At 71.5% G+C, this 16,688-nt stretch carries 14 protein-coding genes; 13 read left to right on the forward strand and 1 reads right to left on the reverse strand.

Going from position 1 to position 16,688, the window contains the following annotated elements; all coding sequences use genetic code 11:
• Positions 1 to 45: 45 nt before the first annotated feature.
• From ftsW to ABD347_RS12325, 9 genes are all read left to right on the forward strand, one after another.
• Positions 46 to 1,467 (forward strand): putative lipid II flippase FtsW, encoded by a 1,422-nt coding sequence (gene ftsW / locus ABD347_RS12285; protein ID WP_344360116.1) that lies wholly within the window; start codon positions 46 to 48, stop codon positions 1,465 to 1,467.
• Positions 1,468 to 1,473: 6 nt separating this feature from the next.
• Entirely contained in the window at positions 1,474 to 2,568 is a 1,095-nt protein-coding gene (gene murG / locus ABD347_RS12290) for an undecaprenyldiphospho-muramoylpentapeptide beta-N-acetylglucosaminyltransferase (RefSeq protein ID WP_344360118.1), read from the forward strand.
• Positions 2,569 to 2,581: 13 nt separating this feature from the next.
• The gene (locus ABD347_RS12295) at positions 2,582 to 3,454 is read left to right on the forward strand and encodes a cell division protein FtsQ/DivIB (protein WP_344360120.1); all 873 of its coding nucleotides are present in this window, start codon (positions 2,582 to 2,584) and stop codon (positions 3,452 to 3,454) included.
• Between the two features lie 278 nt (positions 3,455 to 3,732).
• Positions 3,733 to 4,947 carry a cell division protein FtsZ gene (gene ftsZ, locus ABD347_RS12300; protein WP_344360122.1) on the forward strand — a complete coding sequence of 405 codons (1,215 nt, stop codon included), beginning with the start codon at positions 3,733 to 3,735 and terminating at the stop codon, positions 4,945 to 4,947.
• A gap of 9 nt (positions 4,948 to 4,956) precedes the next feature.
• Positions 4,957 to 5,721, forward strand: a complete 765-nt coding sequence (gene pgeF / locus ABD347_RS12305) for a peptidoglycan editing factor PgeF (protein WP_344360124.1) — start codon at positions 4,957 to 4,959, stop codon at positions 5,719 to 5,721.
• A gap of 4 nt (positions 5,722 to 5,725) precedes the next feature.
• Positions 5,726 to 6,445, forward strand: a complete 720-nt coding sequence (locus ABD347_RS12310; protein ID WP_344360125.1) for a YggS family pyridoxal phosphate-dependent enzyme — start codon at positions 5,726 to 5,728, stop codon at positions 6,443 to 6,445.
• A 142-nt stretch (positions 6,446 to 6,587) separates the two neighbouring features.
• Entirely contained in the window at positions 6,588 to 7,214 is a 627-nt protein-coding gene (locus tag ABD347_RS12315) for a cell division protein SepF (protein WP_336318413.1), read from the forward strand.
• Between the two features lie 69 nt (positions 7,215 to 7,283).
• Positions 7,284 to 7,580 (forward strand): YggT family protein, encoded by a 297-nt coding sequence (locus ABD347_RS12320; protein WP_064071639.1) that lies wholly within the window; start codon positions 7,284 to 7,286, stop codon positions 7,578 to 7,580.
• A gap of 56 nt (positions 7,581 to 7,636) precedes the next feature.
• A complete protein-coding gene (locus tag ABD347_RS12325) occupies positions 7,637 to 8,722 on the forward strand; it encodes a DivIVA domain-containing protein (RefSeq protein WP_344360128.1) in 1,086 nt (361 codons plus the stop codon).
• A gap of 662 nt (positions 8,723 to 9,384) precedes the next feature.
• Here the strand turns inward: ABD347_RS12325 and ileS are convergent.
• Positions 9,385 to 12,516, reverse strand: coding sequence for an isoleucine--tRNA ligase (gene ileS / locus ABD347_RS12330; protein ID WP_344360130.1), 3,132 nt, complete (start codon positions 12,514 to 12,516; stop codon positions 9,385 to 9,387).
• Positions 12,517 to 13,075: 559 nt separating this feature from the next.
• On the opposite strand from ileS, the gene ABD347_RS12335 reads away from it, so the two are divergent.
• The 4 genes from ABD347_RS12335 to ABD347_RS12350 are packed head-to-tail and all read left to right on the forward strand — an operon-like array spanning position 13,076 to position 16,638.
• Complete coding sequence (locus tag ABD347_RS12335) at positions 13,076 to 14,596, forward strand: TraR/DksA family transcriptional regulator (RefSeq protein WP_344360132.1); 1,521 nt, start codon at positions 13,076 to 13,078, stop codon at positions 14,594 to 14,596.
• 58 nt (positions 14,597 to 14,654) lie between these two features.
• Positions 14,655 to 15,215, forward strand: a complete 561-nt coding sequence (gene lspA / locus ABD347_RS12340; RefSeq protein ID WP_344360134.1) for a signal peptidase II — start codon at positions 14,655 to 14,657, stop codon at positions 15,213 to 15,215.
• A 17-nt stretch (positions 15,216 to 15,232) separates the two neighbouring features.
• Positions 15,233 to 16,174 carry an RluA family pseudouridine synthase gene (locus ABD347_RS12345; RefSeq protein WP_344360136.1) on the forward strand — a complete coding sequence of 314 codons (942 nt, stop codon included), beginning with the start codon at positions 15,233 to 15,235 and terminating at the stop codon, positions 16,172 to 16,174.
• Entirely contained in the window at positions 16,171 to 16,638 is a 468-nt protein-coding gene (locus ABD347_RS12350; protein WP_344360138.1) for a GNAT family N-acetyltransferase, read from the forward strand. The genes ABD347_RS12345 and ABD347_RS12350 overlap by 4 nt, the downstream gene beginning before the upstream one ends.
• Positions 16,639 to 16,688 lie beyond the last annotated feature (50 nt).

Consider the following 16,688-nt stretch of genomic DNA (forward strand, 5'->3'; position numbering starts at 1 on the left):
CACCAGGTCCGGCCGCGCCGGGCACGACTGGAGGGGACTGCGACCATGCCGGCCGACCACGCCGCCGCGTACGCACCGCACCGCGCGAGCCTCGTCACGGGGCTTGTGGCGGGCCTCGCACTGCGTGGCCGGACCGCCGGGCCGCGGCGGCCCCCCACCGCCCGCAGGACGCCCGTGCGCGGCCGGAGGGTCACCGCTCCCCGCCCACCGCGCGGGAGCGGGGTACGCGGGCTCTACGAGCGGGCGCGGAGGGCCTGGGACCGGCCTCTGACCGCGTACTACCTCATTCTCGGCGCCAGCCTGCTGATCACCGTCCTGGGCCTCGTGATGGTCTACTCGGCGTCGCAGATCAAGGCGCTGGAGCTGTCGCTGACCGACACGTACTTCTTCCGCAAGCAGTTCCTGGCCGCCGCCATCGGCACCGGGCTGCTGCTGTTCGCCTCCCGAGTGCCGGCCAAGCTGCACCGGGCGCTGGCCTACCCGCTGCTCGTGGGCACCGTCTTCCTGATGGTGCTCGTCCAGATCCCCGGGATAGGGCATTCCGTCAACGGCAACCAGAACTGGATCTACCTCGGCGGTCCCTTCCAGCTCCAGCCCAGCGAGTTCGGCAAGCTGGCGCTGATCCTGTGGGGCGCGGACCTGCTCGCCCGCAAACAGGACAAGCGGCTGCTGACCCAGTGGAAACACCTGCTGGTGCCCCTCGTCCCCGTCGCCTTCATGCTGCTCGGGCTCATCATGCTGGGCGGCGACATGGGTACGGCGATCATCCTCACCGCGATCCTCTTCGGCCTGCTGTGGCTGGCCGGTGCGCCCACCCGGATGTTCGTGGGGGTGCTGGCCGTCGCGGCGGCGATCGGCGTGACGCTGATCAGGACCAGCGAGAACCGGATGGCGCGGCTCGCCTGCATCGGCGCCACCGAGCCGGGCCCGGGGGACTCGTGCTGGCAGGCCGTGCACGGGATCTATGCTCTGGCGTCGGGCGGATGGTTCGGTTCCGGGCTGGGGGCGAGTGTGGAAAAATGGGGCCAACTCCCCGAACCCCACACCGACTTCATCTTCGCCATCACCGGGGAGGAACTGGGACTGGCGGGGACGCTGTCGGTACTCGCCCTCTTCGCGGCCCTAGGCTATGCGGGTATCCGCGTGGCCGGACGCACGGAGGACCCCTTCGTGAGGTATGCCGCGGGAGGCGTGACCACCTGGATCACGGCGCAGGCCGTGGTCAACATCGGTGCGGTGCTCGGCCTGCTGCCGATCGCCGGTGTCCCGCTCCCGCTGTTCTCCTACGGGGGCTCCGCCCTGCTGCCGACCATGTTCGCCGTCGGTCTGCTCATCGCCTTCGCGCGGGAGGAGCCCGCGGCGAAGGCGGCCCTGGCCATGCGACAGCCTGGTCTCGGCGCAAAGGCCGGGGTGAGTTGGAAGTCGATGCGACGGCGCGTCAAGAAGCGTCCGTCCGGAGAGCGGTGAATTTCGGTGCATGTCGTACTCGCCGGTGGGGGGACCGCCGGCCACATCGAGCCCGCGCTCGCCCTCGCGGACGCCCTGCGCAGGCAGGACCCGACCGTGGGGATCACGGCCCTCGGTACGGAACGGGGTCTGGAGACCCGTCTCGTACCGGAGCGGGGCTATGAGCTGGCGCTCATCCCCGCCGTCCCATTGCCGCGCAAGCCCACACCCGAGCTGATCACCGTCCCGGGGCGGCTGCGCGGCACCATCAAGGCCGCCGAGCAGATCCTCGAACGGACGAAGGCCGACTGCGTCGTCGGTTTCGGCGGTTACGTGGCCCTGCCCGGCTACCTGGCCGCCAAGCGGCTCGGCGTGCCGATCGTGGTCCACGAGGCGAACGCCCGGCCCGGCCTGGCCAACAAGATCGGTTCGCGGTACGCGGCCGGGGTCGCCGTCGCCACGCCCGACAGCAAGCTCCGCAACGCCCGCTACATCGGCATCCCGCTGCGGCACACCATCGCCACCCTCGACCGCGCCCGGGTCCGCCCGGAGGCGCGCGCAGCGTTCGGCCTGGACCCCAACCTGCCGACGCTGCTGGTCTCCGGCGGTTCGCAGGGCGCCCGCCGGCTGAACGAGGTGGTCCAGCAGGTCGCCCCGGTCCTCCAGCGCTCCGGCATCCAGATCCTGCACGCGGTCGGCCCGAAGAACGAACTGCCGCGCGTCGACAACATGCCCGGTATGCCGCCCTATATCCCGGTACCGTACGTGGACCGGATGGACCTCGCGTACGCCGCGGCCGACATGATGCTGTGCCGCGCGGGCGCGATGACCGTCGCCGAACTCTCCGCCGTCGGGCTGCCCGCCGCCTACGTACCGCTGCCGATCGGCAACGGCGAACAGCGGCTCAACGCCCAGCCGGTGGTCAAGGCGGGCGGCGGCCTGCTGGTCGACGACGCCGAGCTGACGCCCGAGTGGGTCCAGGGCAATGTGCTCCCGGTGCTCTCCGACCCGCACCGGCTGTACGAGATGTCCCGCGCCGCCGCCGAGTTCGGCCGACGGGACGCCGACGACCTGCTCGTCGGCATGGTCTACGAGGCGATCGCGGCACGCCACAGGGCGTGAGAAGGCAGGGAGCATGGGCGGGCCGACGACGACCACCGAGCGGGGCGCGCCGGGCCCGCGGGGGACCAAGGGCGCGAAGTCCAAGGGTGTGAGGCCCAAGGGCGCCGGGCCCGGGCGGTCGCCCTCGGCCCGGCCCTCCCTCCGGTGGCGTCCGGGGCCCGGCGGCGGCCGCCGGGCGTTGCCGGGGCCCCGCGCCGTGCTCCTGCTCGCGATCGTCCTGATCCTGCTCGTGGGCGGGGTCTGGCTCTTCTACGGCTCCGCCTGGCTGCGCGTCGAGCGGGTCACGGTCTCCGGTACGCGGGTGCTGACGCCCGCCGAGGTCAAGGCGGCCGCCGCGGTACCGGTCGGCGCGCCCATGGCGTCGGTCGACACGGACGAGATCGAGGCCCGGCTGCTGCGTGCCCTGCCGCGCGTCGAGTCGGTGGACGCCGTCCGCTCCTGGCCGCACGGGATCGGGCTGACCGTGGTCGAGCGCACGCCGGTCCTCCTCGTCGAGAAGGACGGGAAGTTCACCGAGGTGGACGCGGCGGGTGTGCGTTACGCCACGGTCGGCGCGGCGGAGACCCCCAAGGGGGTGCCCCTGCTGGAGCTGGCGGCGGACCGGTCGCCCAGTCTGCGCCGCTTCGGTACCGAACGGCTGACCGCGGAGGCGGTCCAGGTGGCGGGTGACCTGCCGGCGCGGGTGGCCGCGGACGCCAAGGTCCTCCGTGTCCGTTCGTACGACTCCATCACCCTGGAGCTGACGGGCGGTCGGACCGTGGCATGGGGCAATGGTGAGGACGGCGAGGCGAAAGCGCGTACGCTCACCGCACTGATGAAGGCCGCGCCCAAAGCGGGGCACTTCGACGTCAGTGCGCCGACCGCCCCTGCGGCGTCGCGGAGTTGACGCACATTTGCGCTGGCCAGCACCCTGGTTGGTCAGCGCTATGGGTGATCACATAGGGTGAAAAGAAAAACGGGAGGTTCGGCGTGTTCGTTGAACGTGCGCCACTTGTCGACTTAGTGTCCTGTTCGGAAGAGTCCAGCGAACAGAGACACTGGTAACCCTAAACTTCAACGTTAGGGTTTGGGTCGGCGTTTCGGACCGTCCCATCGGCATCCGTCGTCGCGGCGCGAGACCACCGCGAAGTGACGACACGTAACTCGAGGCGAGAGGCCTTCGACGTGGCAGCACCGCAGAACTACCTCGCAGTCATCAAGGTCATCGGTGTCGGCGGCGGTGGTGTCAATGCCATCAACCGAATGATCGAGGTCGGTCTCAAGGGCGTCGAGTTCATCGCCATCAACACGGACGCGCAAGCGCTGTTGATGAGCGACGCCGACGTCAAGCTCGACGTCGGTCGTGAACTGACCCGCGGCCTCGGGGCCGGAGCCAACCCGGCAGTCGGTCGCAAGGCGGCAGAGGACCACCGTGAGGAGATCGAGGAGGTCCTCAAGGGGGCCGACATGGTCTTCGTCACCGCCGGCGAAGGCGGCGGCACCGGCACCGGCGGCGCACCCGTCGTCGCCAACATCGCGCGCTCGCTCGGCGCCCTGACGATCGGTGTGGTCACCCGGCCGTTCACCTTCGAGGGCCGGCGCCGCGCCAACCAGGCGGAGGACGGCATCGCCGAGCTCCGTGAAGAGGTCGACACCCTCATCGTCATCCCGAACGACCGGCTGCTGTCCATCTCGGACCGTCAGGTCAGCGTGCTGGACGCGTTCAAGTCCGCCGACCAGGTGCTGCTCTCCGGTGTCCAGGGCATCACCGACCTCATCACCACCCCCGGCCTCATCAACCTCGACTTCGCCGACGTCAAGTCGGTCATGTCCGAGGCCGGTTCCGCGCTCATGGGCATCGGCTCGGCCCGCGGCGACGACCGCGCGGTGGCGGCGGCCGAGATGGCGATCTCCTCGCCGCTGCTGGAGGCCTCCATCGACGGCGCCCGAGGGGTGCTGCTCTCCATCTCCGGTGGTTCGGACCTCGGCCTCTTCGAGATCAACGAGGCCGCGCAACTCGTCAGCGAGGCGGCCCACCCCGAGGCCAACATCATCTTCGGTGCGGTCATCGACGACGCCCTCGGCGACGAGGTCCGGGTCACGGTCATCGCGGCCGGCTTCGACGGCGGTCAGCCGCCGGCCCGGCGGGACAACATCCTCAGCGCCGGATCGAGCAAGCGCGAGGAGCCCGCTCCCCCGGCGCGGGCGGCCGAGCCGCCCCGCCCGGTGAGCGGCCTCGGTACCGTTCCGGTCCGCGAGGAGTCGCCGGCCCCGGCGGCCGAGCCCGCCCCGGCGGTGAACGAGAGCTCCCTGTCGGTCACCCCGCCGGCCGTCCCGCCGGCCCGCCCGTACCCGGACACCTCGGCCGAGGAACTGGACGTCCCGGACTTCCTGAAGTGATCGTGTGACGTGATAGGGCAGCACGACTCCGTGAGCGGCGCGCATTTCGCCTTCACCGATCGGTGGGGCGGGGTGAGCGCCGTTCCGTACGAAGAGCTCAACCTCGGCGGAGCGGTCGGCGACGACCCCGGATCCGTCGTGACGAACCGCCGGCTCGCCGCCGAGTCCCTGGGGCTCGACCCGCGGCGGGTCGTGTGGATGAACCAGGTGCACGGCCGGGACGTCGCGGTGGTGGACGGGCCGTGGACCGCTGACCAGGAGGTCCCGGCGGTGGACGGTGTGGTCACCGCCCGGCGCGGGCTCGCGCTCGCGGTGCTGACCGCCGACTGCACCCCCGTCCTGCTGGCCGATCCGGTCGCGGGCGTGGTGGGCGCGGCGCACGCCGGCCGGCCCGGGATGGTGGCGGGCGTGGTGCCGGCCACCGTCGAGGCCATGGTCGCGCTCGGCGCCGAGGCGTCCCGGATCACGGCCCGTACCGGCCCGGCCGTGTGCGGGCGCTGCTACGAGGTCCCCGCCGCGATGCGGGACGAGGTCGCCGCCGTCGTGCCGGAGGCGCACGCCGAGACGAGTTGGGGCACTCCGGCGGTGGATGTGACCGCCGGGGTGCTCGCCCAGCTCGACGCGCTGGGGGTGCGCGACCGGCGCGCGTCGGAGGTCTGCACGCGTGAATCGCGCGACCACTACTCGTACCGCCGCGACCGCACCACGGGGCGGCTCGCCGGATATGTCTGGCTTGATGGGGGCACCACCCGGCCGAGGGCTGGGGGAGGGTAAGCAGATGACGGACCGAAAGGCGCAACTCGCCGCAAACCTGGCGCGGGTGGAGGAGCGTATCTCCGCCGCGTGCGCCGCCGCCGGACGTGAGCGCGGGGACGTGACCCTGATCGTGGTCACCAAGACGTACCCGGCGAGCGACGTGCGGCTGCTGCACGAGCTGGGCGTCCGTCATGTCGCCGAGAACCGTGACCAGGACGCGGCACCGAAGGCCGCCGCGTGCGCGGACCTCGACCTGACGTGGCACTTCGTCGGCCAGCTGCAGACCAACAAGGTCCGTTCCGTGGTGAGTTACGCGGACGAGGTGCAGTCCGTCGACCGGTCGAAGCTCGTCACCGCGCTCTCGGCCGCCGCGGCGCGCGCCGGGCGCGAGCTGGGGTGCCTGATCCAGGTCGCCCTCGACGCGGAGTCCGGTGAGCGGGGCGAGCGGGGCGGCGTCGCGCCGGACGGGGTCGAGGAGTTGGCCGACGCGGTGGCCGGCGCGCCGGGGCTGCGGCTCGACGGGCTGATGACGGTCGCACCGCTGGCCGGCCCCTACGCGGGGCGCCAACGAGCCGCGTTCGACCGGCTGATGGAATTGGCGTCCCGCCTGCGCGCGTCCCGCCCGGCTGCGAACATGGTGTCGGCAGGGATGAGTGCGGACCTCGAGGACGCCGTCGCGGCCGGGGCGACACATGTGCGCATCGGGACGGCGGTACTCGGAGACCGACCCCGGCTCGGGTAACGTCGCGAAGCAAGTCGGACCACAGTAGAAAATATGGTCATTTCCGCCGAACAGCGGACAGGCCTCGTGGATCGCGGGTACTTGGTGACGCTGTGCCCACTAATGGTGAGGGCGATCCACCACAGAGCGGAGGACTCAGAGAATGGCCGGCGCGATGCGCAAGATGGCGGTCTACCTCGGCCTCGTGGAGGACGATGGGTACGACGGCCGGGGTTTCGACCCCGATGACGACTTCGAACCCGAGCTGGAGCCGGAGCCCGAGCGTGACCGACGGCGCCACCAGCCCCCGCACCAGCCTCCGCACCAGGCGGAGCGTGAGGAGCCGGTGCGCGTCGTCCAGCAGCCCCCCGTGCAGCGCGACCCCGTTCCGCTTCCCGCTGAAAGCGGACGTCCGGCACGAATCGCCCCCGTGGCATCCATCACACCTGAACGACCGAGCCTGGAGAAGAACGCACCGGTGATCATGCCCAAGGTCGTGTCCGAGCGGGAGCCCTACCGCATCACCACACTCCACCCCCGGACCTACAACGAGGCCCGTACCATCGGGGAACACTTCCGCGAGGGCACACCTGTGATCATGAATCTCACCGAGATGGACGACACGGACGCGAAGCGACTTGTCGACTTTGCCGCCGGTCTCGTCTTCGGGCTGCATGGCAGCATTGAGCGAGTGACGCAGAAGGTGTTCCTGTTGTCGCCTGCTAACGTCGATGTCACGGCGGAAGACAAGGCCCGCATCGCAGAGGGCGGATTCTTCAACCAGAGCTGAGAGCACGACACCGGAACGGCCGGCCGGAGGGCCGGTGGACATGGGACCAGGGGAGAGGGAAGCGCGGGAATGAGCGTCGCACTACAAGTGATCTACATCGCTCTGATGTGCTTCCTTGTCGTCCTGATCTTCCGGCTGGTCATGGACTACGTCTTCCAGTTCGCTCGTTCATGGGAACCCGGGAAGGCGATGGTGGTCGTTCTGGAGGCCACCTACACTGTCACCGATCCACCACTGAAACTACTGCGGCGGTTCATCCCGCCGCTGCGTCTCGGGGGCGTGGCACTCGACCTGTCCTTCTTCGTTCTGATGATCATCGTCTACATCCTGATCTCCATCGTGAACAGCTTCATGATGAGGGTGTGAGGGTGTAGCGATACGGTCCTGCCGACTGCCGACGACTACGTAGAGGTGAAGGAAAGATGCCGCTGACCCCCGAGGACGTGCGGAACAAGCAGTTCACGACCGTCCGCCTCCGAGAAGGCTATGACGAGGACGAGGTCGATGCCTTCCTCGACGAGGTCGAAGCCGAACTGACGCGTCTGCTCCGCGAGAACGAGGACCTGCGCGCCAAGCTCGCCGCCGCCACGCGCGCGGCCGCGCAGAACCAGCAGCAGCAGGGTATGCGCAAGCCTCCGGAGCAGCAGGACCGGCCCGTGGGCCCCGGCGCCCCCGTGCCCGCGGGGATATCGGGTCCGCCGGTCCAGCAGCAGCCCCCGCAGATGGGTCCCCCCCAGCTGCCCGGTGGTGCTCCTCAGCTGCCGGCCGGTCCCAGCCACGGTGGCCCGCAGGGCCAGCACGGCCCCGGTCACATGCAGGGCGGCCCCATGGGTGGCCCGATGGGCGGCCCCATGGGTGGCCCCATGGGTGGTCACGGCCCGCAGATGCCGCAGCCCGGTCAGGGCCCCGGCGGCGACAGCGCGGCGCGTGTCCTCTCCCTCGCCCAGCAGACCGCCGACCAGGCGATCGCGGAGGCCCGCTCCGAGGCCAACAAGATCGTCGGCGAGGCGCGTTCGCGCGCCGAGGGCCTGGAGCGCGACGCCCGTGCCAAGGCGGACGCCCTGGAGCGGGACGCGCAGGAGAAGCACCGCGTCGCGATGGGCTCGCTGGAGTCGGCCCGCGCCACGCTGGAGCGCAAGGTCGAGGACCTGCGTGGCTTCGAGCGCGAGTACCGTACGCGGCTGAAGTCCTACCTGGAGAGCCAGCTGCGCCAGCTGGAGACCCAGGCGGACGACTCGCTCGCCCCGCCGCGGACGCCGTCCGCCGCGCCCTCGCTGCCGCCGTCCCCGTCGATGGCGTCGGCCGGCGCGAGCGCCCCGTCGTACGGCGGCAACCAGACCATGGGCGGCGGCCCGTCGATGGGTGGTGGCCCGTCCTACGGCGGTCAGCAGCAGATGTCGCCCGCGATGACGCAGCCGATGGCACCGGTACGGCCGCAGGCCCCGCAGCCGATGCAGCAGGCTCCGTCGCCGATGCGCGGTTTCCTGATCGACGAGGACGACAACTGACCGGGGCGGGTCGCGCGATCCGTGCGTAGCCGCGCGTAGTCGTCGGTAGGCAGTCGGGCCGGGGCCCGGGACATCATGTCCCGGGCCCCGGCCCTTTGCCATGTCCGGCGACGGCCCGTCTTTGGTGGCGGCGGTTTCGCGGCCCTCCCGTGGAGGGCGGTCGTCCGCCGGGCCGGACGCGGTCCTCGGGGAGAGGGGGGAGGGACGGACAGGCCGACGGGCCTGACGGGCCCCGACGGTGCCCTTCCGATGTGCCCCGGAGGGTGTGGGGGGCGGGGTGGGTGTGGAGGGGGTGGCTGTTGGCGGGTGCCGGGGGCTGCGGGGACTGCCGGGGGCGGGGGTTGCCTGGGGGCGGCTGCCGGCTCGGGACGTTGCGTGGCCTGCCCAGCCGACGGGCGGCGGTGCCTGTCCGGGGGTGGTGGGGCGTGGCCCCTCCGGGCTCGCCTCCTCGCGGTCGGCGGGGTGCCCAGCCGGTTTCGTGGCCGTACGGCGCCGCCGATCCGCTGCGGGGGCGACCCTGCACTGCCCCGCCCTGGCCGGACGCCGTCTGCGGGGCGTGGGGGTGGGGGCGTAGTCCCGTCGGGGTTGGGTGTTGTCTGCGGGGTGTGGGGCGGATACGCGTGAGGACCCGGCCACGGGTGGTGGCCGGGTCCTCACGGCTGCTACGCCTTGCGGAGGCGGAAGGTGAGGGAGAGGCCCTCGTCGGTGAACGGCTCGCCGTACGTGGCGTCCGCGTCGGTCGACGAGAAGTCGGTGGCCAGCACCTCGTCGGCGATCAGCTCGGCGTGGTCCCCGAGGGCGGCGACGACCTCGGGGTCGGTGGACTCCCAGCGCAGGGCGATACGGTCCGCGACATCCAGGCCGCTGTTCTTCCGGGCCTCCTGGATCAGCCGGATCGCGTCACGGGCCAGGCCCGCGCGGCGGAGTTCCGGGGTGATCTCCAGGTCGAGGGCGACCGTGGCGCCGGCGTCGGAGGCGACGGACCAGCCTTCCCGGGGGGTCTCCGTGATGATCACCTCGTCCGGGGCGAGGGCGATCGTCTCACCGTTGACCTCCAGGGTGGCCTCGCCGTTGCGCAGCGCCAGCGAGAGCGCGGCCGCGTCGGCTGCGGCGACCGCCTTGGCCACGTCCTGGACGCCCTTGCCGAAGCGCTTGCCCAGCGCCCGGAAGTTCGCCTTGGCGGTCGTGTCGACGAGCGAACCGCCCACCTCCGAGAGGGACGCCAGGGAGGTGACGTTGAGCTCCTCCGTGATCTGCGCGTGGAGTTCGGGCGACAGGGCCTCGAAGCCCGTCGCGGCGACCAGGGCGCGCGAGAGGGGCTGGCGGGTCTTCACGCCGGATTCCGCGCGTGTGGCGCGGCCCAGCTCCACCAGGCGGCGCACCAGCGCCATCTGCGAGGACAGGGCCGGGTCGATGGCGGACAGGTCCGCCTCCGGCCAGGTGGACAGGTGGACCGACTCGGGGGCGCCGGGCGTGACCGGGACGACCAGGTCCTGCCAGACCCGCTCCGTGATGAACGGCGTGAGCGGGGCCATCAGGCGGGTGATGGTCTCGACGACCTCGTGCAGCGTACGGAGGGCCGCCTTGTCGCCCTGCCAGAAGCGGCGCCGGGAGCGGCGTACGTACCAGTTGGAGAGGTCGTCGACGAAGGCGGACAGCAGCTTTCCGGCGCGCTGGGTGTCGTACGCCTCCAGGGCCTGGGTGACCTGGTCGGTCAGCGCGTGCAGCTCGGAGAGCAGCCAGCGGTCCAGGACCGGGCGGTCGGCGGGCGCCGGGTCGGCGGCGGAGGGCGCCCACTGCGACGTACGGGCGTACAGGGCCTGGAAGGCGACCGTGTTCCAGTACGTGAGGAGCGTCTTGCGGACGACCTCCTGGATGGTGCCGTGGCCGACGCGCCGGGCCGCCCAGGGCGAACCGCCGGCCGCCATGAACCAGCGCACGGCGTCGGCGCCGTGCTGGTCCATCAGCGGGATCGGCTGGAGGATGTTGCCCAGGTGCTTGGACATCTTCCGGCCGTCCTCGGCCAGGATGTGGCCCAGGCAGACCACGTTCTCGTACGAGGACTTGTCGAACACGAGCGTGCCGACGGCCATGAGCGTGTAGAACCAGCCGCGCGTCTGGTCGATCGCCTCCGAGATGAACTGCGCCGGGTAGCGCTTCTCGAACAGGTCCTTGTTCTTGTACGGATAGCCGTACTGCGCGAACGGCATCGAGCCCGAGTCGTACCAGGCGTCGATGACCTCCGGGACGCGGGTGGCCGTCTCCCGGCAGGTGGGGCAGGGGAAGGTCACGTCGTCGATGTACGGGCGGTGCGGGTCGAGGGCCGACTGATCGGTGCCCGTGAGCTCGGTCAGCTCGGCGAGCGAGCCGACGCAGGTGAGGTGGTTCTCCTCGCAACGCCAGATGGGCAGCGGGGTGCCCCAGTAACGGTTGCGGGAGAGGGCCCAGTCGATGTTGTTGTTCAGCCAGTCGCCGAAGCGGCCGTGCTTGACGGAGTCCGGGAACCAGTTGGTGTTCTCGTTCTCCTCCAGCAGCCGGTCCTTGACGGCCGTCGTGCGGATGTACCAGGACGGCTGCGCGTAGTACAGCAGCGCCGTGTGGCAGCGCCAGCAGTGCGGGTAGCTGTGCTCGTACGCGATGTGCTTGAACAGCCGCCCACGGGCCTGGAGGTCGGCCGTGAGGGCCTCGTCGGCCTTCTTGAAGAACTGGCCGCCGACGAGACCGAGGTCCTCCTCGAAGGTGCCGTCCGGGCGGACCGGGTTGACGACCGGCAGGTCGTACGCGCGGCACACCTTGAGGTCGTCCTCACCGAAGGCGGGCGCCTGGTGGACCAGACCCGTACCGTCCTCGGTCGTCACGTAGTCGGCGTTGACCACGAAGTGGGCCGGGGCCGGGAACTCGACGAGGGCGAAGGGGCGTTCGTAGGTCCAGCGCTCCATCTCGGCGCCCGTGAAGGACTGCCCGGTGGGCTCCCAGCCCTCGCCGAGGGCCTTCGCCAGCAGCGGCTCGGCGACGACCAGCCGCTCCTCGCCGTCGGTCGCGACCACGTAGGTCACGTCGGGGTGGGCGGCGACGGCCGTGTTGGACACCAGGGTCCAGGGGGTCGTCGTCCAGACGAGGAGCGCGGCCTCACCGGCGAGGGGTCCGGAGGTCAGCGGGAAGCGGACGAAGACGGAGGGGTCGACGACCGTCTCGTAGCCCTGGGCCAGCTCGTGGTCGGACAGGCCGGTGCCGCAGCGGGGGCACCAGGGGGCGACGCGGTGGTCCTGGACCAGCAGACCCTTGTCGAAGATCTCCTTCAGGGACCACCAGACCGACTGCACGTACTCCGGGTCCATGGTGCGGTACGCGTCGTCCAGGTCGACCCAGTAGCCCATCCGGGTCGTCAGCTCGGCGAACGCGTCGGTGTGGCGGGTCACCGACTCCCGGCACTTGGCGTTGAACTCGGCGATGCCGTAGGCCTCGATGTCCTTCTTGCCGGAGAAGCCGAGCTCCTTCTCGACGGCGAGCTCGACCGGCAGGCCGTGGCAGTCCCAGCCGGCCTTGCGGGCGACGTGGTAGCCGCGCATGGTGCGGAAGCGGGGGAAGACGTCCTTGAAGACGCGGGCTTCGATGTGGTGCGCGCCCGGCATGCCGTTGGCGGTGGGCGGGCCCTCGTAGAAGACCCACTCGGGGCGGCCCTCGGACTGCTCAAGGGACTTCTGGAAGACCTTGGCCTCGCGCCAGAAATCGAGCACGGCGTGCTCGAGCGCGGGCAGGTCGACCTGGGCGGGTACCTGGCGGTACTGCGACATCGAATCCTCCGGCGGACTGTTCCTCGTTCCGTCGGAGGGACGAGAGCGCCTGCGCTGCGGCCGGCTCCCGCGGTACCACCCTCCTTGGCCCCGGGCGCCTCGTCGGCGTCCTGAGCCCCCTCATTGGGGTCGCGATGCCGGTTCTACTGACCACGCGGTCTCCCGCGTGGCGTTCTTCCGGCGGCTCCGGGGTGATGCTTCACATCGGGCTCGCCCCCGGGCTCTCACCGTCCCCGGGTCGCTCATGGCTGCGTACGACGCTACTCGTCCCCATCCAAGCCTTTCGCTGCGCCCAGTGTACGGGCCCGGTCGGACAGAGGCCGACCGGTTTCCGGTGGGCGGGAGTGACCCGAATGGCCACACGCCCCCTGGCGGGCTCCGGGCGGTGGGCGGGGACGGATTACCGGGCGGGGAGCTGGGCACAACGGATGCAGGCCGTCCATGCCGCGGGCACGGGGCGTCCGAACCGGCGGCGTGCCCCGTTGCCGCGGGGCCCCGGTCGATTTATCGTCCCAGCACGATTCGCGAGCAAGATCACAATATGTGAAGGGGCCGCGAGATGGTGGCGAAGAAGACCGCCGTGAAGAAGACGGCGTCCGGCAGATCCACCGCTCCCGCCACGGGCGCGGCGGCCAAGGACGCGACGGGGAAGAAGAGCACGGCGTCGGAGCGGGAGGCCGCGTCGGCGACGGGCCGCACGGCGCCGGCCCGGGCCCGTAAGACGGTCACGAAGAAGGCCGCGGGCGGGACGGCCGCGCAGCGCGGCGACACCGCAGCCGCGAAGAAGGCCGACCGGACCGCGAAGCGCGTGGAGACGGCGGAGGCCGCGGCCGCGGCGCCTGAGCGCAGGACCTCCGCGCCGGCCGGCCGCGCGGCTTCCGGGCGGGTGGGCCCGGCGGGCGGGAAGGCGTCCGCTCCGGCGGCGGGACGCAAGGCCGTGGGGGGTCCGCCCACCGCCACGGGCGGTGAGAAGGCGCCCGCCGGGAAAGCGACGAGCAGGAAGGCAGCCGCCAAGAAGACGACCGGTGCTGGTGTGGCCGCCGGAAAGGCGGGCAAGAAGGCGACTGCCGGCACCGCGGTGACCAAGGGGGACCCGGAAGACGGAGAGGAAGCACCCGCGAGGAAGACACCCGCCAAGAAGGCGCCCGCGAGGAAGGCTCCCGCCAAGAAGACACCCGCCAAGAAGGCGCCCGCCAAGAAGGCGCCCGCGAAGAAGGCGCCCGCCCTTGAGGCGGGCGAGGGCGGTGCGGTGACGGGGAGAGCGGCTGCCAAGGACGGTGCCGGGAAGGCACCCGCCCGGAAGGCGGGCGTGGCGGGGAGTGCGGCCGCCGACGAAGGCGGGAAGGACTCCGGTGCGGCGGCGCGCGGGAAGACGGCCTCCGGCCGGAAGGCCGCCGCCACGGAGGCGCCGTCCCGGGTGGCGGACGGTGGCAAGGCGGCGTCTCGTAGGAGGGCGGCCGGCGAACCGGGCGGTGGCGGGAAGGCCGCCGCCGGGAGCCGGGCGAGGAACGAACGCGCGGCCGGCAAGGCCGCGGAACAGGCCGCAGCCGCGGCCGAGGGGGCGGCCGAGGCCGCGGAACAGACAGGAGCCAGGACAGTGGCAGCGAAGAAGACCGCGGATGTGACCACGGCGCCGGCCGCTTCGGCCGTACCCCCCGCCCGGGGCGTCGCCGGGACGGCGCCGGAGGAGCTCGCCGTACGGCCCGGGGAGGAGCCCTGGAGCCCCGAGGAGGTCGCGGAGGCGCGGGCGGAGCTCGAGGGCGAGGCGGCCCGCCTCCAGGCGGAGATCACCGCCTCCGAGGAAGCCCTCTCCGGGCTCATGAGGGACTCCGGGGACGGCGCCGGGCACGACGAGGCTGACACCGGCACCAAGAACATCACGCGTGAGCACGAGATGGCGCTCGCCGCCAACGCCCGCGCCACCCTGGAACAGATCGAGCACGCCCTGCAACGGCTCGACGCGGGGACGTACGGCCTGTGCGAGGTGTGCGGCAAGCCCATCGGCAAGGCGCGCATGCAGGCCTTCCCGCGCGCCACCCTGTGCGTGGAGGACAAGCAGAAGCAGGAACGGCGAGGCTGAACCCGTACGTGTGTGCCGTACCCTCGTGCACAGTAGGCACCTAGGTTGAGGGACTCACGTGGCAGAGGTGGAGCGCACCATCGGTACGCCGGATCTTGACGACGAGGCCGCGGCGCCCGCGGAGCCGCCCAGGGGCAAGCGCCGCATCACGGCACTGCTCGTCGTGGCCATGGTGGCCTACCTTCTCGACCTCGGCACCAAGATGCTCGTGGTGGCCAAGCTGGAGCACCACGAGCCGATCCAGGTCATCGGTGACCTGCTGAGGTTCGTGGCGGTACGCAACCCGGGCGCGGCGTTCGGGATGGGCGAGGCGTTCACCGTGATCTTCACCTGTATCGCGGCGGTGGTCATCGTGGTGATCATCCGGCTGGCGCGCAAGCTGTACAGCCTGCCCTGGGCGATCGCCCTGGGCCTGCTGCTCGGGGGTGCGCTCGGCAACCTCACCGACCGGATCTTCCGCGCGCCCGGCGTCTTCGAGGGCGCGGTCGTCGACTTCATCGCGCCCGCGCACTTCGCGGTGTTCAACCTGGCGGACTCGGCGATCGTCTGCGGCGGGTTCCTCATTGTGATCCTGTCGTTCCGGGGGCTGGACCCCGACGGGACCGTCCACAAGGACTGACAAGGCATACTCGACGGGTGAGCACGATTCCCGAGATCCGAACGCTGCCCGTTCCCGATGGCCTCGAAGGTGAGCGCGTCGACGCCGCCATTGCCCGTATGTTCGGGTTTTCCCGTACCAAGGCGGCCGAGCTCGCCGCCGCCGGGAAGGTGCTCGTCGACGGCGCCGCCGTCGGCAAGTCCGAGCGGGTGAGCGGAGGCGCGTGGCTCGAGGTCGAGATGCCCGGCGCCCCGGCCCCCGTCCAGATCGTCGCCGAGCCCGTCGAGGGCATGGAGATCGTGCACGACGACGACGACATCGTCGTGATCGTGAAGCCGGTCGGCGTCGCCGCGCACCCGAGCCCCGGCTGGACCGGCACGACCGTGATCGGCGGTCTCGCGGCCGCCGGGTACCGGATCTCGACGTCCGGCGCGGCCGAGCGGCAGGGCATCGTGCACCGTCTCGACGTCGGGACGTCCGGGCTCATGGCCGTGGCCAAGTCGGAGCGGGCGTACACGCTGCTCAAGGCGCAGTTCCGGGACCGTACCGTCGACAAGCGCTACCACGCGCTCGTACAGGGGCACCCGGACCCGCTGAGCGGGACGATCGACGCACCGATCGGACGTCACCCGAACCACGACTACAAGTGGGCCGTGACGGCGGACGGCAAGGCGTCGGTGACCCACTACGACCTGATCGAGGCGTACCGCGCGGCCTCCCTGCTCGACATCAAGCTGGAGACGGGCCGCACCCATCAGATCCGCGTCCACATGTCGGCCCACCGCCACCCGTGCGTCGGCGACCTGACCTATGGCGCCGATCCGACGATGGCGAAGCGGCTCGGTCTGACCAGGCAGTGGCTGCACGCGGTGCGCCTCGGCTTCGAGCACCCGTCGGACGGGCGGTGGGTGGAGTTCGAGAGCACCTACCCCGACGACCTCCAGAACGCCCTGGACAGGATCGCCGCGGAGAGCGCGTGAGCGAGTTCGTCGTACGGGAGGCCGTGAGCGAGGCCGATCGCCAGGCGGGTTTCGCCATCCGCCGTGAGGTCTTCGTCGTGGAGCAGGGCGTACCGGAGGACATCGAGTACGACACGTACGACGCGACCGCCGCCCATGTGCTGGCCGTCCGTCGCGCGGACGGGGCCGCCCTGGGAACCGGCCGGCTGCTGTACGGGGCCGACGCGGCCGGTAAGACCGGTGGCGCCGAGGGCGTCGGCTCGCTGGGCCGCCTCGCGGTCGCCCCGGCCGCGCGAGGCCTCGGGGTCGGGGTGGCCCTGGTGCGGGCCATCGAGGAGGCGGCACGCGCGCGTGGCCTGACGGCGGTGGACCTGCATGCCCAGACACAGGCGATCGGGTTCTACGAGCGGCTCGGTTACGAGGCGTACGGCGACGAGTTCCAGGACGCGGGGATACCGCACCTGGCGATGCGCCGGGTCCTGTGACGCGCATGGCAGGGTTTGACTCCTGATCATCGTGGAGTGAACGGCCGGAG

Origin of the sequence: Streptomyces gobitricini, from assembly GCF_039532985.1 — a bacterium.
In the GTDB taxonomy this organism is placed as follows: domain Bacteria; phylum Actinomycetota; class Actinomycetes; order Streptomycetales; family Streptomycetaceae; genus Streptomyces; species Streptomyces gobitricini.